The organism is Rickettsia akari str. Hartford (genome assembly GCF_000018205.1).
GTDB lineage: Bacteria > Pseudomonadota > Alphaproteobacteria > Rickettsiales > Rickettsiaceae > Rickettsia > Rickettsia akari.
The window spans coordinates 690,054-711,825 of record NC_009881.1; the positions used below are offsets into that span (position 1 = coordinate 690,054).

A 21,772-nucleotide genomic window follows, 5' to 3' on the forward strand; every position below is an offset into this window, starting at 1 on the left:
TCTCTTAAGTGCTAAAGTCAATTAAAATAATGAATTTATACTAACTCCAAGGTGTTATTTCTCTATATCGCCAGTAGTATTTTGTCATTTTATCTAATTTGTCCTGATTTGTCTGCCATAGTTCATGCTTATCGGTAGTCCATGGCTTAGGTCCTGCATAGTGTAAAATGAAGTAAGAAAAATAAGGGCTTTGATTCTTAAAATATGTCAAAAAGTTCCATCTCATTGACAAAGGATAAATGTAATCATGAAAAGCTATATTTAACACATCTTGATCAGGAAACGAAAAGTCACATTCTGATTTTTTTATAGTTTCTAATATCGCAGATTCAGTTTGTTTTTCTCGCATATTTTTTAAGTTTAAAAATATTATCCCGCTATTTTTGTAAGAATGAGCCATATTTCTTTTACATTCTTTTATCAATTTATGATTACAATATGTAATACCTGTATCTATGCTACCTGCGGCAATATAATTACTCATATCTATTTTTTTAAGAGAATTCAAATCATGCAACACTATAACATCCGCATCAAGATATAATATAGAGTCTAGCTGAGGAAAGATCTGATCAAAATATAACCTATATATTACTAAACTAGGCCAATTATCCGAAAATTTTATTTTCTTATCAGTTAAAGCTTGATTTAATATATTTTCAGGGAAAGTAGTAAAGTCTATAGAATAATCTCTGATATATTTCATGGAAGATAATTTTTCCATTGATTCTTGACTAACAGGGTCATTAGAATCCATAACAATATGAAATCTATAGAAACTATCTAAATCACTATTTAGTAAACTAGAGGCTATTACTGCACCGGCATGAATAGCAAACTGATCATTAATAGTTAATGCTATATCTAGTATGTTATTTTGCTTTATACCAGTTAACTTAATTACATTTTGTATTTCTTCTATGGCAATCTTATAATCAGTTTGTATAGTTTTTTCATTATAAGATGACCTGCCTAGTACATGAATTAAGCTAAGCCTATATAAACATCTAGCAGTAAGTTCCGGTATATTAAGAGAGATTAAACTATTTAAAAAATGAATCTCATCGACTGTATAACCGCTATAATATTTTAGGAAATCATCATCATTTTTTATTTCTAATATTTCTTTTACTTCCCCTTCGTAACCTAGAATAATGAGTTTAGCTAAATTAACCGCAGCTTTTTTAGTATATAAAGTATTTAAACCATAACTACCGTTTTTAATCGCTTTATATTGCTGGACTAAAGTAGCATTTTTGTCTAGATAAAGACGTAGTAAGCAATCATAACCCTTGGCTACCTCTAAACGCATCATTCCGTCTTCTACTTGAAAAGAGCAAATTTTTTCTAACCTTGCTTTATCGCTTGAGTTTAAAGATTCACTATCTTCTAATTGTTCAAGTGCTAGATCAAAATTTAATTGATCTTCACGTATTGTACTATAGAACTTTTTATAACTATAAGCCCCAATATCCATAATACAACTTGTATTTTTATGCATGCTGTAATTACTTATGAAAAAAGTAGCAATAACTATTATCATTAGAAAAATACAAAAGGATAATATTAAATTCGTACGAGACATTATATATTTATAAAAAATTAATTTACAGATTTTAACAATTAATAACAAAAAGAACAATAGCGTGGCAATCTCAGGAGCTTTTTTATATTATCTTATGAGATTGCCACGTCGTTGCTAGTGCAACTCCTCACAATAACGGTGATTTGATGAAAAATTAAAAGCAAAAGCTTGGTCAAGAATCTTGCATTATATAGGGATAATTTTGTCCTACATCTTGAATAAGATTAAGGAAAATGATAAAGTCACATTTAAACCATGAAGTAGGAGGAAAACTTATGAATAGCTTAGCTCATAGCTGGACACGCGAAAGTATTGAAGAATGTAGAAACATAAAGAGAAAATTATTATAGCTAAAAAGATGCTATCTATAAAAAGAGCCTATAAATAAGATTATAAATTTTACAGGTTTAAAAAAAGAAGAAATTGAGAAATTAAAATAACATAATTACATTACATGCTGCAAATAAACAGAATAATCACATTTTTGTATAGCTACAGGCGCATATATAAACTTCATGTTAAATAACTCTCGTTTATGTATTATTTGGTTGTTTGGACTTATTAGCGGTTTTAATCTAATGATTACCGGTAATACTTTAAATTATTGGCTTGCTAAAGAAGATATAACACTGCAAACAATCGGTATATTATCATTCATAACGCTTCCCTACTCTATTAATTTTTTGTTAGCACCGATTTTTGATACAGTGCAAATTAAATATTTAAACAAAATATTTGGTCATAGATTATCTTGGATTTGCTTCACTAGTACTGCGTTAATATTTCTTATATATAGTTTCAGCTTTCTAGATCCTCGTACTAATCTAGTATTATTTACCTTTACGGCTTTAATTATTTCTTTTTTTAGTGCTGCCCAAGATACGATATTAAGTGCTTTAAGAACAGAAATAGTACCTAAAGAATCGCTTGGGTTTACTTCAGGAATATATATATTCGGTTATCGGGTCGGTATGCTTTTAGCTGGTTCCGGAGCTATTTATTTATCTATTTATTTTACATTTAATGAGATATATAAAATCTTTGCCGGCTTAGTATGTATTTATTTAATTTTATTGATTGTAGCTACTAGATATACTAATTCTTTTTGTCTCGTTGAAGAAAAAATATGTTATCCCTGCGGAAGCGGGAATCCAGAAAACAAGCAAAATAAGAATGAATTTTTGATAAAACGTTATTATTCTAATTTCTTAAAGATCTTTCTGGATTCCCGCTTCCACGGGAATGACATAGAAAGCGGCAATGACATCAGCATCTCATACTTCATTATTCTTATATTAATTTTCCTAGTATTATATAGATTACCGGATAACTTAATCAATGTTATGATTAATCCATTTTTGCTTCATCTTGAGTATGATGCTTTTGAAATAGCAAGTGTTGGAAAGTTTTGGGGGGTTGTCGGAGCTATAATCGGCGGATTACTCGGCGGCTTTATTATGAAACATAAAAATATATTAAACAGTATATTGTTATTTGGGATTATTCATGCTTTAGGACATATTTTATTTATTTTTCTTGAAATAAAGGGGAAAAATTCTTTATTATTATTTATCACGATAGGAATAGAAAGTATTACCGGTGGTATGACGATGACTGCTTATATAGCTTTTATTTCTTCGCTATGCCAAGGTAAATTTCGAGCTACTCAATATTCTTGTCTTTCATCGATGATGGGAATTTCACGCTCAATTTTTCCTATAATTTCAGGCTATATGGTGGTAAATTTCGGTTGGCAAAATTTCTTTTTATTTACTACAATTATTACTATCCCGTCTTTATTAATATTATTAAAGATAAAAACTAAATTACAATAATGAATGATATATTAAGTGCTTTTTTACATGGTATTGTTTTAGCTCTTGGTTTAATAATGCCGCTTGGAGTACAGAATATTTTTATATTTAATCAAGGAGCAACACAGCCAAAGTTTAGTCAGGCTTTACCTCTAGCATAATTGCAGCATCAATATGTGATACTATTCTTATATGTATTGCAGTTCTTGGGATATCTTGGTTAAAATTATCTATATTTATTGTTGGATTTATTTGCTTAATTTATATGGGATATGATACTTGGCATCAGCCGCCTATTGACCTTACAATGAATTCCGGGGCTTTGTCAGCTAAAAAACAAATTTTATGCGCTATATCGGTGTCACTATTAAATCCGCATGCAATTATGAATACGATTATCGTAATAGGGACTAGTGCTTTAAAGTATAACGGTATTGCACAAATTATGTTTACCTTAACTTGTATATTTATATCTTGGATATGGTTTTTTTCTTTAGCAGTTGCAGGTTATAATATCAGGAAGCTCAAAAAAAGTAGTACGATTTTAACTATAATTAATAAGATCGCTGCTATTATTATTTGGGCAGTTGCTTTTTATATTGGAGTACAAATATTGTATGAAATCGGTTTTATTAACTAGAAATATTGAAGAAAATAATAAAACTATAAAAAAAATAAGTAAATATAATTTAGATTTACGTTATATTCATTGTCCTTTAATTAAATATGCAACTCTAGATTTTAATATTTATAGTTTAGATAATTACTCAAATATAATAATTACTAGTAAATACTCAGCAAATATCTTAGTCGGTTATAACTTAAAACAAGATATTTGGGTAGTAGGTAGTAAGTCAAAACGATTATTAGGCAAGAAAGTAATTTATACTGCTAAAAACGTGGCAGATTTGATTAAGCATTTTCCTCCTGATTTATATGAGCAGACTATATATTTATCTTCAAATGAAATTACTAAAGATTTACCTAATAAAATAGCTAGACATATCATTTATAATGTAGAATATTTGAATGAGCTGCCCATATCTATTATAAAAGAGTTAGAAAAAAATATTGATTTTATATTACTTTATTCTCAGAATAGCGCTAAGACTTTTATAAGATTACTACTGCAAAATAATTTACTAACATACTTACAAGATAGCCTAGTTGTAGCCATAAGTTTGAAAGTCGCAAATATAGTTAGACCTTTTATAAAAAATGTGGTTTATTGTGATGACCGTAACCCTAATGATATAATCAAGTTATTATTTGAAAATGCAAAAATTCGATAGTTTATTTAAAAGCCAAAACATCTTTTTTATAGCAATAATAATATTTGTCTTATCTTCTTTTACTTTTTACCATAATAGAGCCGATATTTTAAAATTGTTTAAAAGTGAAAATAAAGATTTAAGCCAAATCCCTGATCAAGCAGTAAAAAATAAAGAAAATACTACCTCGGAAGACAAGGAAGCAGCCAATCTATTATCTACTAAGTCGCTTTTAAATTACGTAAGTTCTTTAAAGTTTCCTGAAGCACCGGAACCTGGTTCCTCGGTCAAGCTACGTGATCATAATGTAGAAGCTCCTATTAAATCATATTCAGTGGATTATATTAATTACTTATTAAATGTAAATCTGTTAGTATATAATTTCATGCAGGATAAAGACTATAGTAAGGAGTTAAGCATAGTAAAATCACGCCTACTGCCTCAAGATATAAGAAATATTTTTAATAACCTAGAAGCATATAATAATAAGTATGTTTTTTCTAAATCAAGTAGTACGGAAGTAATTTTTCCTACCACCCATAAATGGCTGGAGAAATTTATCAAAATTGAGAAAAAAACTTCTGCTATGATGATAAAAGAACAATATAAAACTCTAATTTTAGAGAAATTAAACTATCTAATCGATTTTCTTTATTCAGAAAAATTTATGCAGGAGTTTGTAAATAAAGATGTTTAGGTTATTATTAATATGTGCTACTTTTTTACTACTTTATTTCGGGTGTACTTTAATAGAGAGCTTTGATTCCAAAGTTTTTATTAGTTTATATGATTATAATATTGAGACTACATTGTTCTTTAGTCTGATTTTGTGGCTTTTATTACTAATTTCTTGTTTTATTGTAATTAAGTTTTTAATATTAATTATCGATTTACCGTCTACAATACATAATATTTTTAATAAACGAAAAATTAATCATGAGAGATATGCTTTAATTTTAGCTTTTGCCGAATATATTATGAATAATAAAGCTAAATCTGCTTCAATTGCTCGCAATAGTTTAGCTTATGAAGCTTTAAAGGATTCTCAAGCATCCCATAATTTAATCTTAGCCGTAACTGAAGAGGATATAGATAGAAAAATTTCCTATTTTCAAAAACTTATTACATCTAAAGAATTTGTTTTTTACGGTAGCAAAAACCTAGCAAAACTTTATTATGATAAATCTTTGTATGAGAAAGCAGAAAATTACGCAACAAAGGCTTATAATTTGAATGAACTTGATAGTGACAATTTAATTACTTTAATGCGTTGTTATGCTAGATTTTCTCTATGGACGAAATTTATTTTTATAACAAACAAGCTCGCAAAATTTCATAAACATGATTCTATGCCGGAAATTGCTGAGTATTATTTATTAGCAGCAAAGCAAGAAATAGAAAGTAATAATACAGCTAACGCTATAGATTATTTGGACACAGCTATAGATTTAAATTTTTATAACGATGAATTACTAGAATTTTACTTTAATTTAAATGATAAGCTTAATGTTAATAAAAAGACCAAAATATTAAAAGATGCTTTTCGTATTATCCCATCTTTAAAATTAGTGAAGCTATTTAAAAACTTTACTTCTCTATCAGATAGGCAAATTTACGAAGAATTAACTATGGAGTTAGATGCTAAAAAAGATGAAATATTAATTTTGGCAATAGGAGCTTATTTAGAATTATAGGTGTTGTTGTATCATGTCATTCCTGCAAAAAGCATGAATCCAGAAAAAAAATAGTCTTGATATTAAAACAAACCTAAAAATAAGTTTTTATAGGTTTTACTGGCTTCCCGCTTTCCTTGGAATGACATAAAATGAGCCATGCAACATAGCGCTTCGCTGCGTCATTGTTGCATGGCTCGAAAAGCCTGCTGGGTGTCCACCGTGTTGCCAAGCCACGGGATGACACAGGTGAAATTGATCCACACGGTGCAACTCCTACTTGTAATAACGGAGAAGAACCTAATATAAAAATAGTTTCTTTTTGCTCTTACTAATTGCTTCATGTACATTGTTATTATGGTGATGATAATTAGATTGGATCGTTATTAAGTAATCATTTATTGCTTTAGAAAATTCCTCAGTTTTATAACGAAAGAAATGGTCCGCCCCATTGATAATTTTATAATCAACTTTAATATGGGATTGTTGCTTAGATAATCTATTTGCTAGGTCTTTTACATCATCTGCCGATACTATACTATCATTATCTCCCTGTAATATAAACCCTGGAATAGGACAAGGTGAAAGGAATGAGAAATCATATTTATGAATTGTATTAACCGGCGGCGAAATAGCAATAAAATGATTTATTTCCGGACGTCTCATTACAAGCTGCATAGCTATCCACGCTCCAAAAGAAAAGCCTAATATCAGGTTGGACTGAGCATTTGGGTTATTCTGCTGTAACCAGTCGAGAGCTGCCCCAGCATCAACAACTTCACCGACTCCATTATCAAATTTACCTTGCGATCCCCCCACTCCTCTAAAATTAATACGTAAGACGGTATAACCGTTATCTGCTAAAATTTTATAGGCATTATAAACTACTTTATTATTCATATTACCCTCATATAAAGGATGAGGATGAAGAATTAATGCAATAGGGGCATGAGATGCGGTAGCTTTTGCATATCTTCCTTCAATTCGTCCTTCTGGACCGTTAAAATAAATTTGCGGCATAATTATTCATAATATTTAATTTGTGCGATATGATATTTTACCACTTTTTCTTATTAGTGCAACTATTCTTATATTTTAAAACACTATCACTAAATAATCGATTGTATTGACGCATGCCGCCATATATACTAAAATAGCGGATAATAATCACTGAATGGAGTTATATTATGAATACAGTAGATATTAGATTACGTGTTTCAGCAAATATAAAGACAGAAGCAGAAGAAATATTTAAGCAAATTGGGATGACTATGTCGGAAGCCATTAGGATATTCCTCAATCAATGTATCAATAGCGGCGGTTTGCCTTTCAAACCACATATTAAGATTCCTAATAAAGAAACATTAGAATCATTTAAGCAAGCAGAAAACGGTAAATTTGAAAACTATAATTTAAAACAATTTGAAAAATTTTTAGACGATATCACTAAATGAGACAGCTGCACTCCACTGTAATTTTTAATTGCGATTTAAAACGATTGCTTAAAAGAGGCAAAAATATAAAAACAATACAAGCAATAGTGAATATGCTTGTAAACAATATTGCTTTACCACAAAAATATAGACCTCATAAACTCATAGGCTATCATTACCCAAAATGGGCATGTCATATTGAACCTAATTGATTGGCTATTAATATATGAAATAAAAAAAGATACAATTATTTTATATCGAACAGGAACATATGCAGATTTATTATAAAGTTCATAGCAAATTACAAATAGCAAATTACTTTTGTAATTTGCTATTTATTATGACCTAAGAAAATACTGCTCGCTCGACTGCATCTGCACTATGTTGTACTAAATCCTTAGCGATTTCTTTAGTAACCATTTTTTTTAGACCGTTTTTCAGTTCTTGTCTAACACATCCAAGCATCTGCGATTCTGCTACAATAATCAATTCCTTATATTTAGCGTGATCAGCAGCCATTACTTTCTCTAGATGTTTAACAACGCTCCTTGCTGCCTCTTTATGTTCTATATCTTTTAGCGAAGTATGCGGCTCAAATAACGAAGCCGGTGTAGATTTATTTTGGTAAAGGCTTTGTCTTCTTTCTCTATGGTGGTGATGCTCATCTAAATCCAAAGATAATTTTAAAGGTTTATTAGTAGTAACTTTAATACCAAACGCGTCGTAAAGCATCATTTGCTTACTATCGATAACTGCAATTAATTTTAACGGTGCTGTACTTACCATAAATACCTCCATAATAATATATTGGTCATTTTATGATAATACTAATTATTATATAAACCAATATTAATTTAATAATTTTTGCTTTTCGCTATTAATGATTTGCTCAACCTTATCATTTAGAATACGTACATCTGTTTGCTCTACCTCTGCTTTTTCTATTACACCTATAATCTTTACCTTTATAGTTCCAGGTTGCTTAAACCAAAAACCTCTAGGCCAAAATAAACCTGCATTATGAGCCATCATTACAATCGGCACTTTAGTAATTGAAGCAAGTTTTACGGCACTCGGCTTAAATTTCACCGTTCTATCAGGTGGGACTTTGGTTGATTCCGGAAATATTATCAACCATAATCCTTCTTGTATTTTTTCCTGACCTTCTCTTAAAATCTGAGCGACCGAGCTATTAGTACCACGGTCAACCGCAATAGGTTTAACCATACGAAGTCCCCAACCAAGCAATGGTATATTAAATAATTCACGCTTTAATACCCAAGAATGTTTAGGAATAATCAGTTGCATAAACATTTGATCCCAAAAGGATTGGTGATTAGACACGACTATTGAGATTGTTTTCGGTAATTTCTCAAGTCCCTCTACTTCATATTTTAAACCGCAACAAATCTTTGCAAGCCACACAAAAGCATAAGAAAATATAATGGCAATTCTATATCTTATTTGATAGTTGACATTGAAAAATGTTACGGGTATGTAACATATAAGAAAAAAAATAAATGTAAATAACGATAATAATCCGTAAAATGATAAAATTCTTAAACGCCACAGCATAATTATTAAATAATTATTAATTAAAATAGTACTTATAACATAAATTTATAGCGAGTAAAATAAATAAGGTATTATAATGAAAAAAACTGTTCTTTCCGGTGTGCAAGCGACCGGTTCTTTACATCTCGGTAACTATTTAGGTTCAATTAGACACTGGGTTAAAATGCAGGAAGAATATAATTGTTTTTTCTTCTTAGCAGATTTGCATTCTATCACGGTTGATATTAAGCCATCAGAACTTAATAATTCAATTATAGGGGTTCTTGCTGTTTATTTAGCAGCAGGGCTTAACCCTGATAAAGTAACGATTTTTGCCCAAAGTATGGTGAAAGAGCATGCAGAGTTTGCTTGGCTACTAAACTGTGTTACACCTCTTGGATGGTTAAAGCGAATGACGCAATTTAAAGATAAAGCAGGAAGCGATCAGGAAAAAGCTTACCTTGGGTTATTTTCTTATCCGGTACTTATGGCAGCGGATATATTGATATATAAAGCTGATATAGTGCCTGTAGGTGAGGATCAGAAGCAGCATTTAGAGCTCACAAGAGATATTGCAGGTGTGATAAATAGAAAATTTGATAAAGAAATTCTAAAAGTACCTGAACCATTAATTAGTGGTTCAGGTACAAGAATCATGAGCTTACGGGATGGATTAAATAAAATGAGTAAATCTGATATATCTGATTTCGCGCGTATTAATTTGAAAGATGATAATGACCTTATTCATCAAAAAATAAAAAAAGCCAAAACTGATCATTTAAGCTTTGTGAGCTATGATAAAGAAACAAGACCGGAAATTAGTAATTTATTAGATATTTATAGAAGTTTATCCGAAGAGAGTTTAGAAAAAATAATAAATAATTATCAGAACCAAGGTTTTACGAAATTTAAAGAAGATTTAGCAGAAATTATTATTACAAATCTACAACCGATACGTGATAAATATTTAGAATTAATGAATGATAAAGAATATTTATTAAAAATACTACGCAGTGGCGCAGAAAAAGCAAGCATTAGAGCTTCTGAAACGGTTAACGCAGTGAAAGAACAATTTGGATTTGTGATTTAAATTTATAATTTAAAGATTTCCCTTGAAATATATAAGATTATTTGGTATGAATCTTCTCGGATAGGTGGCCGAGTGGTTTAAGGCACTAGTCTTGAAAACTGGCGTACGGGCAACCGTACCGTGGGTTCGAATCCCACCCTATCCGCCACACAGCTCAGTTTATGAGATTATACTCTTTGATATTATCTTTGTAGTGTTTTAGTATACTAATCTAACAACACTCTAATCACTGTTTGGTAAGAAACATTACTGCAAATGGCATATGATTTAAAAAATTCTATACTCTCTTTACTTATATTTCAAAAAGATCTTATAATTTGCAACAAAAAATAGCCAAAATTAAATCTTTTGAGAGATATCCATAAAACCTAAGGCAACATAAGGAATTTACATGCAAGAGGCAGGGATAAAAGATAATTATTCATTCGTAAGAAATTATAGATTAAATAAATTAAAATAAGATAGTGTTTGTAAACTTAATTGGCTTTTTCTTTCCGGCGGTCCTGGTATGTGAGATAATTACTTGATCAATTTTGTATCAAGATTATACTTACAAGGTAGATTATTTATATGGTATTTTCCCGGGGATTGCAATAATCGTAATACTGAAGAAATAAATTATGAAGGTTGGAAAGAGTGCTTAATAGAGGTAGTAGATAGATTAGCACCTTGTATACTCGTTACCGATTCTTTTAGTGGTATGTTTTCGCTAACTACAGATAATTTAGCAAATATATTAACCGGTTTAGTTATAATGAGTTGCACTCCGAATAATCCTTGGACAAAAGAAACTGCTAATAAATATAACGTATCGGATATAACTAATGATATAAATGAGTTATACGCAAACACGACAGATGATCAATTAAAGATGTTTTTTTATGCAAACATCACACATATATTTTGTGAACATGAAATCTCAGTTGGAAAGCAATTATTAGAACTTTGTTCATATAATATAAAAACAAGAATATGGGCTAGCCAAAATTTTTATAACTCTTATAAACATAGACGGATACCAAATAAATTACCTACATTAATTATTGGAAGCCAGGATGATAAGTAGCTTCATATCAAACTATTTTCAGAAAATACAAAATGGTCTCGTTCTCACACAAAAATAATCAAGAAAAATCTTTTTTTAATTATTACCTTTTTTTAGTAAAAAATATTGAAAATTGACGAATGGCTGGGACGGGAGGATTCGAACCTCCGAATGACGATACCAAAAACCGTTGCCTTACCACTTGGCGACGTCCCATTGTATAAATTAGAATGTATAGGCTTTATACCAATAAATAGCGGGAACGTCAATTACAATAATGATTGTAAAAATAAATTTATTTCATTGTTAAGCCAACCCCTCGCCTGCGGAGATAATAAATCATAAATTTTAGCTCTAATTTTGTTATAATATTCCTTAATATAATTTATTTCATCAATATTAAGTAGTTTCGTATCAATCAATTTACTATCATAAGGTACTAGGCTTAAGGTTTCAAATTCAAGCCATCCGCTATTTTCTTTTACATACATTAAATTTTCTATTCTAATTCCGTATTTGCCAGGAATATAAAAACCAGGTTCGTTAGATAGAATCATACCTTTTTGAAGTACAGTTCTATTACGAAGATTTATGCTTTGGGGTCCTTCATGAACACTCAAGAAACTCCCTACTCCATGCCCTGTACCGTGTGGATAATCTAGCATGTCTTGCCATAAATATTGCCTAGCTAGTATATCAAGATTAGCTCCTGTGATGATATTTTTTGGGAATTTGGCTTTAGCTAAAGCAATATGTCCTTTAAGTACTTGCGTATAACGCTTTTTCTGCTCATCAGTCGGCGTACCTATCATGATTGTCCTTGTTATATCGGTAGTAGCACCACTATATTGACCGCCGGAATCTATCAGTAATATCCCATGCCCTATAATTTTTTTAGCATTTTCCAAAACAGCTCTATAATGAATAATGGCACTATTCTCCTGAAATCCGCAAATAGCAGGAAAACTATCCGAAACATAGCCCTCTTGTTTAGCTCGATACTCTGTAAGTTTTAAACCTAGGGAATACTCATTCAATTCGTCATGCTCATGATCCCATATGTCATTCCTGCGAAAGCTGGAATCCATATTATGTTTTTCTAGATCCATATTTTCACGAAGATGACATTGAGCCAAATCAGCAAAAAACTCACATAAAGCTACTGCATCTTTAATATGAAAATCGATTGCATGCTTAATTTCGATATCGTTCTTACAAGCTTTAAGCGTTAAACATGGATCGGTAATTTTTTGTACTTTTTTATCAGCTATTAAGTCCATTATATGCACAGAGGCTATAGTATCATCAACAAAAATATTGTCATGACCCTTTAAAATATTTCCAAATTCTTCTTCCGGTAAAATTGTTATTTCAGGACGTGCATTAATAATTTCGGCATCAATTCTTATGAGATCAATAAATAGATATAATTTTGTAGACGTAACGATTACTTTTGCAAACATCAAAGGTGTATAAGCAACGTCACTAGCACGCAAATTTAGTAACCAACATATGTATGAGCTATCGAGAATGATTAGAGCATATTGCTCATTATAATTACTGGATCCCGCGGTCAAGCCGCGGGATGACAATAAGGTTTTACGACATTTATTTATTTTATCATTATGACTAGCACCCGCAAATTTAATATCATGTAAATAAACTTTAGAGTTTGGCTCTGATGGCTGATTATGCCAAATTTTATCAACTAAATTTCCGTTAATCTTTTGAAAATTGAGCTTTAAATTTGATATAGCTGGACAAGTAAATAATTGAGGATCATATCCTACTCTGCTATCTTTATTTAAGGTTGTGGATATATCTTTTAAGTCAAAAATCTTAAAAAGCTCTAAATCCAGCTCTTTATTTGCTTGCTCTAAATAACGCCCGTCGGTAAAGAATAATGCTGTATCTTTACATATAATAACTATACCGTTTGAACCGGTAAAACCTGTTATATATTCAAGCCTTTTGGCATACTCAGGTACATATTCGCTCATATACTTATCGTTAGACGGAATTATATAACTGTCTATATCATATTCTGTGAATAAGCTTCTAAGTAGATTAATGCGGGTTTTTGTCATATTCACTACCTGTCATACCGTGATCAAGCCACGGTATGACAACAGGCTACAATTTAGTTCTATTCCTCCCTCTATACCACCCATAATATAAAGGAATACCTGATATAGTGAATGAACAAGCTATAATTAGAGTTTTAACAGGTGTTGCATAGATAACCCATGCACAAAAGATAATCGATATTAGGGCTATAAGTAAATAATAAGAAGAAAATTTTTCCTTTGAACTACGAATTACCTTGAAGGAAGCTAAGCTACAAATTAAATAAACAAACAAAAATGCTATTACCGAAAAATCTATTATTTGCGTAATCTGCTCGGCAAAATTATCATTTGACGTAAAGGCTAATAATGGCACAATGCCAAGGCAACTTAGAATAATTCCGTAAGTTGGGGCGTTATTGCTATTTTTCTTAGCAAAAAATTTTGGCAATAACCCGTCTTCTGCAAGTCCTAGAGCAATCTGTCCGCTAGTCAGAACCCAAGCGTTGAGCGTACCTATACATATAATCGAGGCTATAACTGCAATTACGCTTGACCATTTACCACCGAACAATAATGCAGCGGCATCGGCATAAGGAGCTTTAGAATTAATAAGTTCAGAAGCAGGGATTAATCCCATTATACCTATACTATTAATAATATATAACCCCGATACGCAAAAAGTGCCAACTATTATGGCTTTTGGAATAGTTGTTGCCGGATCTTTTACTGCTCCTGCCGTAGTAGTTGCACACTCTACCCCAATAAATCCCCAAAAAGTAAGCAGTGCAACTCTTCCAATAATAGTCGGAATACTTAAATTCTCTACTTCCTTAGCAATAACTATATTATCTATATTAAAATGAGATAATGCAGCTAAACCTACTACAAGCAGCGGAACAAATTTTAAGAGAGTCAAATAAAACTCTGCTTTTCCTGCTACTTCAGGACCTTTTAAATTTAAAATTGCAATAGCAGTTAATAATATTATCTGTAATATTAAATCCAAAATCGTTTGTGATTGAAAAAAAGGCGTTAGATAACCTATCGCCGAAATGACCACTATACTTGTACTGACAAAGGATATAACCCAGTAAGTGAAACCGGTGAAGAAAGCTATTGTATCCCCAAAACTCTCTCGTACATAAACATGAGGACCGCCTGTTTTAGGAAATTGTGCACATAAGAATGAGAATACCAGGGCTATACTCATAGCACCGAATAATGAAAGTACCCAGCCCCAAACGCTATATATACCGAACGGTGCTAAACTTAGCGGTAATATAAAAACGCTAGTACCGATTTGACTGCCGGTTACTAAGGCAAAAACCGCCCAGAAACCTAATTTTTGCGACATAATAATTTGATTTAAAGTAAATAGCTTTAAAATAGCTGAAATAATAATTTTTAGCAATAGTTAAAACTACTATAACTATTTGACTATTGATTTCTAAACAAAAGATTGATAGCTTTTTTTAGCTATCAAAAATAATCTTAGGAGTTAATATACCAAGTTAAAGCTAATCCTGATAAGATTTATCCATGAAATAAAGTAAAGGTAAGCTATACAGTAAAATCAGGAGATAATTTATCAAAAATTTCACAAAATTACGGTACTTCTGTTCAAATAGTATAAGCGATCCTAATCATAGCGAGGTAGGCTGGGAGATTTCGTTTTGCGGTGATTTGCATGGTTTTTCTTGAAATCAATAGCCTTAGATGTCATCCCTGCGGAAGCAGGAATCCCGTAAGACATTTTTAGGTCTAAAATATTAATAGAATAACATGCAGTGGGATTCGGGAAACTTGTATAAAAATCCGGTTGTATTCGTATTATTAACATATCCATAATGTCTACTAGTATCTTTTTCTCCTACAATATGACTATTTTTAAAAAAATATATTTTCATAGGAAAACAAAAGTACGAAAATATTTTTGCGAATATCTCTTGAAAAGTAGAGACGGCTCTTAAATCAAAACCTATATTTTCTACATTCTCTGCAATAATAGAGAAATGGACTCCTTGATTATTCAATTTAAGATTTCCTCCAACAACGACATTTTTTTATCAGAAGCGCTGAAATTTAAAACATATTCAGCAGATTCTAATCCATCAACTTTAATATTATAAACCAAATATCCATATTCTTGTTCAATCTCTATACCATTTATTTGATCCAGGTTACGTATTTTATTACCTTGCATTATTTTGATTCCATGCTCATTTTTATTAAATAATATAAACCGCTCTTGATGAAATGTGGCTAATATTTAAACTATCCACAATGCTGGAATCAAAAGCAAAGTGAGAAAACATCATATTACCTAAATGGATCTGTTTATAATGCTGAAGATCAAGCAGAATATAAGATTCATTTGGTTTAATGTCTTGTAGCGATTTTATTATTGCTTCTAGAACAGATTTTTTGTCATCTTCTATATCACTATCTCTCATTAGTCTAATTTTAGCCCTTATGTTCTTTTCTTCTTCACTAAGCTTAGGAAATAACTGAAGTATTTTTTCTAGGTAGGTGAAGGATAAGAGAATATGTTATTATAAATCCAGTGAAACATATTTAAAAAAGTATTACACGTTAAAGGAGTTGCCGCAATACGCTTGTTATGGATGTGCCGTAATTCCTAAAATAGTGATGTTATCTTTGTTTTGTACATAATGCCAAAAAATTCTATAAGCATCAGGAGTATTATTTTCAACATAAACTTCAAATATTTCTTCTCCGTTATTGCCTTTAATAGATTTATATTTATGGGTATTTAAGCTAGGATGGCTATGATTTGCTTGCAAATATGCTAGTGTTTTTTTACTGATTTTAAACGTTGTTCTAATCCTTTATTATTTTCAAGTTCTGCCAAAGCTTTACTAGCCTGAATATTAAAAAGAATTTTAAAAGTCCCCATCTAATTATTTAATTGCTTAAAGCATTGTTTGTTATTAAATAGCCAACTTTCTGTTAAAGATACTTCCGTATAGGGGTCTAAAATAATTTGTCCTTTTTTACTATTCTTGCATTCTAGAATAATGGAATAACATATGGTTGGTAATTAATCAAGTGGGATTATCACACACTAAAGGATTTGCCACAGCCGCAACCTGCTTTTTCGTTAGGATTGGTGAAAGTGAATTGGGATTTGAATTTAGTCTCTACATAGTCTATTTCAGAACCTAGAATATACATTAATGCTTTTGGGTCGATTAGTATCCGTACACCCTTTTCTTCAACTACTTCATCGAATTGATTTTTACTATCGGCATATTCAACGTAATAAGTCTGACCGGCACAACCGCCTGACTTAACCCCTACCCTAACACCAAAGGTAGGCTTGTCTCGTTTTTCTATTAGCAATTTTACTTGCTTTGCAGCAGAATCGGTTAATGAAATAACATTTTTCATGTTTTAAGAGTCTTTTTTGCTTTCTTTTTTCTGTTTGTAATCGGCAATAGCTGCTTTTATTGCATCTTCAGCAAGTAGTGAGCAATGTAATTTTACCGGTGGGAGCGATAATTCTTTTGCTATCTCAGTATTTTTAATTTCTCCAGCATCATTTATCGATCTTCCTTTAACCCATTCCGTTACTAAAGAACTTGAAGCAATAGCTGAACCGCAGCCGAATGTTTTAAACTTAGCATCTGTAATAATCCCGTCATCATCAACTTCGATTTGTAACTTCATTACATCACCACAAGCAGGAGCTCCAACTAGTCCCGTTCCGACATTTTTTTTCTCTTTATCAAGTGACCCGACATTACGAGGATTTTCATAATGATCTATCACTTTTGTGCTATAAGCCATTGTTATTCTCTAAAATTTATTTTCAATTTTGTCATTCCCGCTTTTGCGGGAATGACATACGGTGCATGGGATCACTGGATGACATTAATATTCTCAATGTACAGCCCATTTAATCTTTTTCAAATCAATCCCTTCTTGCATCATTTCCCAAAGAGGGCTTAATTTCCTTAATTTATCGATTTTTGAGCATATTAAATTTACTGCGTAATCAATTTCCTGCTCGGTAGTAAATCTACCGATGCCGAACCTAATCGAAGTATGGGCAAGCTCTTCACCTATTCCCATGGAACGTAAAACATATGACGGCTCTAAAGAGGCAGAAGTACAAGCAGAACCAGAAGAAACCGCTAAATCTTTAATGGCAAGGATAATTGATTCTCCCTCTACTCCAGCAAAGCTTAGATTTAGATTGCCTTTATATCTTGGATCTTTAGCACCATTTAAATAAACTTCCGAAATTCGACTATGTATATTATTTAAAAATCTGTCGAATAAATAATTTACATGCTTAGTATCTTTTTCCATCTCACTATACGCTATTTCAGCAGCAACGCCCAGCCCTACGATTAAAGGCGTAGGTAGCGTACCCGAACGCATACCTCGCTCCTGTCCACCACCGTTTATGAGCGGCGTAACACGAACCCGAGGTTTTTTCCTTACATATAATCCCCCTATTCCTTTCGGACCGTAAATTTTATGCCCTGAGATACTTGCAAGATCAATATTAAACTCGTTAACATCAATTGGAATTTTACCAAAACCTTGAGCAATATCGGAATGAAAGAAAACACCTCTTGCACGGCAAATTTTCCCGATTTCCTTTAAAGGCTGAACAACACCTATTTCATTATTAACAGCCATAACTGAAACTAACATAGTCTGATCGGTAATAGCATTTTTTAGAGTTTCTAAAGCGATTATTCCATTTGGTTTAACCGGTAAGTATGTGATGTTTATCCCTTCTTGCTCTAAATACCTGCAAGCATCAAGTACGCATTTATGTTCACTGACTACGGTAATAATATGATTTTTCTTATTGCCGTAAAATTTTGCTACTCCCTTGATTGCAAGGTTGTTAGACTCAGTTGCACCAGAGGTAAAAATAATTTCTTTAGTATCTGCTCCTATTAACCTTGCCACTCTACTCCTTGCCTCTTCAACAGCGCGTTCTGCTTCCCAGCCAAAAGAATGGCTACGTGAATGAGGATTCCCGAACTTGGTAGTAAAATATGGCAACATTGCCTCCATTACTCTTGGATCTAGTGGCGTTGTTGCCTGATAATCCATATATATAGGCAAAGTTAAATTGTTTAATTGTTGGTTCATATGGTTTATAAAATTAATTTTTTGTATACAAAAAGCCTAAAATTAAACGAGTATATTATACACTTCCTCAAAGGCTTTTATAAAAGCCTTTATATCACTTACTGTATTAGTATGGCTTAAAGATACTCTAATAGAGGATTTTGCCTCTTCTTCCACTACACCCATATTGTTTAATACGTGTGATTTAGAGATTTTTCCTGATGAGCAAGCAGAGCCGGAACTTATGCAAATATTACGTAAATCAAACCCGATTAATTTCACTTGTGCATCTGTATTTTGTACAGTAAATAAAGTAGTATTAGGCAATCTTGCGATATTATTACTCACAATATTTACATTAGGATATTTTTTTAATTTTTGCTCTAAATATTCTTGTAAGCTCTTGATTTTTATATATTTTTCTGAGATATCTTTTGTTATTAACTCAGCTGCCAAACCAAGCCCTGCAATAGCTAAAACATTTTCTGTACCTGATCTTATTCCTTTTTCTTGTCCTCCTCCTATAATCATAGGAGTAACTTGAAAGTTAGAGTTAGAGATTAAAGCACCACCACCATGCCCCCCCCCTATTTTATGCCCTGAAATTGTCGCAAAATCTAATCCCAACTCTTTGATATTTATAGATATTCTGCCAAAACTTTGTACTAAATCACTATGAAATTTTGCATAATATTTTTTAGCTATTTCACTTATTGTGGTTATATCTTGCAGCACCCCACTCTCGTTATTAGCCATCATTACAGAAACTAGTTTTTTAGCAGCGTTACTTTGAGCTAATAACTCTTCTAGATGTTCTAAATCAACCAAACCTTGATTGTTAACTCTTATAATTTTAATATTTGGAGCGTGTTCCATATGGTTATAGATCGATAAATGTTCAATAGCTGAAATAAAAATATCGCCGTCATAAAAATTTTTCATTATTAAATTATTACTTTCAGTTCCCGATGACGTAAAAGTAATGTCATATTCTCGAGATGATAAGGCTATACCAAGAGCCGCAACCAATTGAAAACGTGCTTCTTCTATAACATTCCTAGCAAATACACCTGCTCTATGTATTGACGAAGGGTTAAGCTCTTTATTCATCAAACTTATTATATATTCTTTTACCTTGGGATCGATAAAGGTGGTTGCATTATGATCTAGGTATATCATATATTTATATTTAAGTTTAGAGTATCTTTAATTGAGATATTTTCAAAATAATCTCTAATATGTTTACCAAGACCTTTCCATAATTTATGCGAATTACATTTTACTGTATCAGGTACACAAGTTTTAACGGATTTCTTATAGCAGGTAGTCATTATAAAATTTTCATTAACAGCATCCATAATATCGGAAATTTTTATTTCTTCTAGGTTACCTATTAAAACATATCCACCTTTCGAGCCTCTAATAGCCTTAACTAGATCAGCTTTTTTAAGTTTAGAAAATATCTGCTCTAAATAGTTAAGCGATATATTTTGTTTTACGGAAATTTCATTCAAAGTGACAGGTGCAGCACTTGATTTTGTAGCAATTTCAAGTATTGCCATTACGGCATATCTTCCTTTCGTCGTCAGCATCATATAACCAACATATTAAAACTTAAAATTGTTCAATGTTTACAATACCCAAGTAATTTAGTCAAGTATATAATAATATTATTTAATAAAAAATTAGCTTGTTAATATAAACTAAAAATTTTTTATTATACTAAAATATAAACTATTATAATTATGATTCAAAACATCTATATTTTAGAAAAATTAAAGGTTTTATTATATTTAATTTTTTGTTTTGAATTAACTTCATGTATAATAACTCCTGAATCTCCTTGATACCATCCAACAGTAATAAGTTTCACGCCGGCAAGCGTAGTTATAAATTACTCTTTAAATTATTTACAAGAAGCTACAAACCTTGCGCAACAATTTTGTAACACGATAAACAAAGATGTACAATATACAGGCACACAGTATATAAATAATTGCTGAATCTGGATTTTTGTCAAATGAAATCCAAGCTCGTTATGCTTTCTTTAATTGTATATAGTCAAGTAGAAGTAGAAAAGATGGTCAGAATATCATAAATAACTTTAAATGAATTCTTCCTTATATATATTGCGATAGGCTCTTGTTAATTTGCCAAATAGCGACAAACACTAAACAAGTTGTAAACATTTGTAGTAGCTGTAATAATATGCTTAATTCAGGTATTAATATAATAATAACCGGTTGTAATATTATTGGGACTCCGCTTGAAAACATGACTAATCTTATAGAAGTTTGTATTGAAGTTTTAGTAGTAAGTAAATTAGCTAAGCTATATACTAACAAAACTGTAATACTTCTCTCTAATAAAAATGTTACAAACCAAAATAATATAATAGCCGGCATACCGAAATAAATAAATAAATTTGGGGCATATAATAAATTATCGGCAAAATATTTTTTTATTATTTCAGGAGTTAAAATTACTTTATTTTGTTTGAATATCTCAGAATAGTTAACAGTACTTGGGAAATTTTTCTTAGTATTGGCTACAATTAAATTTATCTTCAGCTTATTCTCTTCAAGTACAAATGGTATTTTACTTTTTTCTTTGTTAGAAACTCGATTTTTTGTATCAATGACAACTATTTTATTGTTATTCTTGCTATATAAGTATATAGGCTCTACTTCTTCAACTGAAATTTTTGAATTATTATATTTAATTTCTGGTAATTGATTGATAATATATTCAATGTTGTCTGTAACTTTTGATGATTGTATCCCATTAAAATAATCTTTTAAAGTTACTATGTAATTTAATATAAAAATACAATAAATTATTGATGGGATAAAAGATAAGATAAATAAATATCTTATTCCGTATCCTTGATAGTTTTTATATACGTCTTTATAAAACTCTATAGAGCTAATTGATAAGCGTAATTGACGGAGTAATGCATTTAATCCTCCTAATATAAATGATAGTAAATACATGTATAAGTAATTTATTTAAGTTCCTCACCATCTTCCTTCTTTAAGCCGGTTGAGGTTAGCTATTACGTCAGTTCTTGCACAGGCTTTGATTAAATTTTTGGCTATATTAATTATGATTTAAGTATTTTCT

Annotated in this window: 22 protein-coding genes, 2 tRNA genes and 3 pseudogenes; 11 read left to right on the forward strand and 16 right to left on the reverse strand. The window is 31.0% G+C overall.

The features are described 5' to 3' along the window. Positions 1-40: 40 nt before the first annotated feature. A complete protein-coding gene (locus A1C_RS03425; RefSeq protein WP_012149675.1) occupies positions 41-1,501 on the reverse strand; it encodes a glycosyltransferase family 8 protein in 1,461 nt (486 codons plus the stop codon). A gap of 599 nt (positions 1,502-2,100) precedes the next feature. On the opposite strand from A1C_RS03425, the gene A1C_RS03430 reads away from it, so the two are divergent. The 6 genes and pseudogenes from A1C_RS03430 (at position 2,101) to A1C_RS03450 (ending at position 6,364) form a co-directional block, all read left to right on the forward strand. Then, the gene (locus A1C_RS03430; protein WP_012149676.1) at positions 2,101-3,420 is read left to right on the forward strand and encodes an AmpG family muropeptide MFS transporter; all 1,320 of its coding nucleotides are present in this window, start codon (positions 2,101-2,103) and stop codon (positions 3,418-3,420) included. Then, positions 3,417-4,039: pseudogene (locus A1C_RS03435) on the forward strand (LysE/ArgO family amino acid transporter). Before A1C_RS03430 ends, A1C_RS03435 begins: the two are co-directional and overlap by 4 nt. After that, positions 4,017-4,691, forward strand: coding sequence for a uroporphyrinogen-III synthase (locus A1C_RS03440; RefSeq protein ID WP_012149677.1), 675 nt, complete (start codon positions 4,017-4,019; stop codon positions 4,689-4,691). Before A1C_RS03435 ends, A1C_RS03440 begins: the two are co-directional and overlap by 23 nt. Continuing rightward, positions 4,675-4,938 (forward strand): annotated as a pseudogene (locus tag A1C_RS09510) (hypothetical protein); the annotation flags it as partial. The gene A1C_RS03440 and the pseudogene A1C_RS09510, both read left to right, overlap by 17 nt. Before the next feature lie 63 nt (positions 4,939-5,001). Next, positions 5,002-5,367 (forward strand): annotated as a pseudogene (locus tag A1C_RS09515) (hypothetical protein); the annotation flags it as partial. Continuing rightward, complete coding sequence (locus A1C_RS03450; RefSeq protein WP_012149679.1) at positions 5,360-6,364, forward strand: tetratricopeptide repeat protein; 1,005 nt, start codon at positions 5,360-5,362, stop codon at positions 6,362-6,364. The pseudogene A1C_RS09515 and the gene A1C_RS03450, both read left to right, overlap by 8 nt. A gap of 279 nt (positions 6,365-6,643) precedes the next feature. Here the strand turns inward: A1C_RS03450 and A1C_RS03455 are convergent, their stop codons facing one another. Next, on the reverse strand, positions 6,644-7,363 hold the full coding sequence (locus tag A1C_RS03455) for an alpha/beta hydrolase (RefSeq protein WP_012149680.1): 720 nt from the start codon (positions 7,361-7,363) through the stop codon (positions 6,644-6,646). Positions 7,364-7,530: 167 nt separating this feature from the next. Between A1C_RS03455 and A1C_RS03460 the strand changes: the two genes are divergently transcribed. Continuing rightward, positions 7,531-7,797: a type II toxin-antitoxin system RelB/DinJ family antitoxin gene (locus A1C_RS03460; RefSeq protein WP_012149681.1), complete on the forward strand. Its 267-nt coding sequence runs from the start codon at positions 7,531-7,533 to the stop codon at positions 7,795-7,797. Then, complete coding sequence (locus A1C_RS09520; RefSeq protein ID WP_012149682.1) at positions 7,794-7,988, forward strand: type II toxin-antitoxin system RelE/ParE family toxin; 195 nt, start codon at positions 7,794-7,796, stop codon at positions 7,986-7,988. The genes A1C_RS03460 and A1C_RS09520 overlap by 4 nt, the downstream gene beginning before the upstream one ends. Positions 7,989-8,121: 133 nt before the next feature. On the opposite strand, the gene A1C_RS03470 is transcribed toward A1C_RS09520, so the two are convergent. Beyond that, the gene (locus A1C_RS03470; protein WP_012149683.1) at positions 8,122-8,562 is read right to left on the reverse strand and encodes a host attachment protein; all 441 of its coding nucleotides are present in this window, start codon (positions 8,560-8,562) and stop codon (positions 8,122-8,124) included. Positions 8,563-8,625: 63 nt separating this feature from the next. Then, entirely contained in the window at positions 8,626-9,351 is a 726-nt protein-coding gene (locus tag A1C_RS03475; RefSeq protein WP_041816774.1) for a lysophospholipid acyltransferase family protein, read from the reverse strand. A gap of 76 nt (positions 9,352-9,427) precedes the next feature. Here A1C_RS03475 and trpS point away from each other — a divergent pair, with 76 nt between their 5' ends. From trpS to A1C_RS03490, 3 genes are all read left to right on the forward strand, one after another. Then, positions 9,428-10,420 (forward strand): tryptophan--tRNA ligase, encoded by a 993-nt coding sequence (trpS, locus tag A1C_RS03480; RefSeq protein ID WP_012149685.1) that lies wholly within the window; start codon positions 9,428-9,430, stop codon positions 10,418-10,420. A gap of 58 nt (positions 10,421-10,478) precedes the next feature. Further along, positions 10,479-10,568: transfer RNA gene (locus A1C_RS03485), tRNA-Ser, on the forward strand. 375 nt (positions 10,569-10,943) lie between these two features. Further along, positions 10,944-11,486, forward strand: a complete 543-nt coding sequence (locus A1C_RS03490) for a hypothetical protein (protein ID WP_012149686.1) — start codon at positions 10,944-10,946, stop codon at positions 11,484-11,486. Between the two features lie 120 nt (positions 11,487-11,606). Here the strand turns inward: A1C_RS03490 and A1C_RS03495 are convergent. The 12 genes from A1C_RS03495 to A1C_RS03550 all read right to left on the reverse strand — a co-directional run bounded on the left by A1C_RS03495 (position 11,607) and on the right by A1C_RS03550 (position 21,642). After that, positions 11,607-11,681 (reverse strand) — tRNA-Gln (locus tag A1C_RS03495). A gap of 53 nt (positions 11,682-11,734) precedes the next feature. Continuing rightward, the gene (locus A1C_RS03500; protein WP_012149687.1) at positions 11,735-13,552 is read right to left on the reverse strand and encodes an aminopeptidase P family protein; all 1,818 of its coding nucleotides are present in this window, start codon (positions 13,550-13,552) and stop codon (positions 11,735-11,737) included. A 46-nt stretch (positions 13,553-13,598) separates the two neighbouring features. Beyond that, positions 13,599-14,888 (reverse strand): APC family permease, encoded by a 1,290-nt coding sequence (locus A1C_RS03505; RefSeq protein ID WP_041816775.1) that lies wholly within the window; start codon positions 14,886-14,888, stop codon positions 13,599-13,601. A 675-nt stretch (positions 14,889-15,563) separates the two neighbouring features. Continuing rightward, positions 15,564-15,737: a hypothetical protein gene (locus A1C_RS07755; protein WP_012149690.1), complete on the reverse strand. Its 174-nt coding sequence runs from the start codon at positions 15,735-15,737 to the stop codon at positions 15,564-15,566. 25 nt (positions 15,738-15,762) lie between these two features. Beyond that, positions 15,763-15,987 carry a hypothetical protein gene (locus tag A1C_RS08120; RefSeq protein ID WP_012149691.1) on the reverse strand — a complete coding sequence of 75 codons (225 nt, stop codon included), beginning with the start codon at positions 15,985-15,987 and terminating at the stop codon, positions 15,763-15,765. Positions 15,988-16,152: 165 nt separating this feature from the next. Next, positions 16,153-16,338, reverse strand: a complete 186-nt coding sequence (locus A1C_RS03520; protein WP_012149692.1) for a hypothetical protein — start codon at positions 16,336-16,338, stop codon at positions 16,153-16,155. Positions 16,339-16,612: 274 nt separating this feature from the next. Further along, positions 16,613-16,945 (reverse strand): iron-sulfur cluster assembly accessory protein, encoded by a 333-nt coding sequence (locus A1C_RS03525; protein ID WP_012149694.1) that lies wholly within the window; start codon positions 16,943-16,945, stop codon positions 16,613-16,615. Positions 16,946-16,948: 3 nt separating this feature from the next. Further along, positions 16,949-17,344, reverse strand: a complete 396-nt coding sequence (gene iscU, locus A1C_RS03530; RefSeq protein ID WP_012149695.1) for a Fe-S cluster assembly scaffold IscU — start codon at positions 17,342-17,344, stop codon at positions 16,949-16,951. Between the two features lie 93 nt (positions 17,345-17,437). After that, positions 17,438-18,670: an IscS subfamily cysteine desulfurase gene (locus A1C_RS03535; RefSeq protein ID WP_012149696.1), complete on the reverse strand. Its 1,233-nt coding sequence runs from the start codon at positions 18,668-18,670 to the stop codon at positions 17,438-17,440. Positions 18,671-18,712: 42 nt separating this feature from the next. Further along, positions 18,713-19,828 (reverse strand): cysteine desulfurase family protein, encoded by a 1,116-nt coding sequence (locus A1C_RS03540; RefSeq protein ID WP_012149697.1) that lies wholly within the window; start codon positions 19,826-19,828, stop codon positions 18,713-18,715. Further along, the gene (locus A1C_RS03545) at positions 19,825-20,244 is read right to left on the reverse strand and encodes an Rrf2 family transcriptional regulator (protein ID WP_041816776.1); all 420 of its coding nucleotides are present in this window, start codon (positions 20,242-20,244) and stop codon (positions 19,825-19,827) included. The genes A1C_RS03540 and A1C_RS03545 overlap by 4 nt, the downstream gene beginning before the upstream one ends. A gap of 525 nt (positions 20,245-20,769) precedes the next feature. Beyond that, the gene (locus A1C_RS03550) at positions 20,770-21,642 is read right to left on the reverse strand and encodes a DUF1189 family protein (protein WP_012149699.1); all 873 of its coding nucleotides are present in this window, start codon (positions 21,640-21,642) and stop codon (positions 20,770-20,772) included. Between the last annotated feature and the right edge of the window lie 130 nt (positions 21,643-21,772).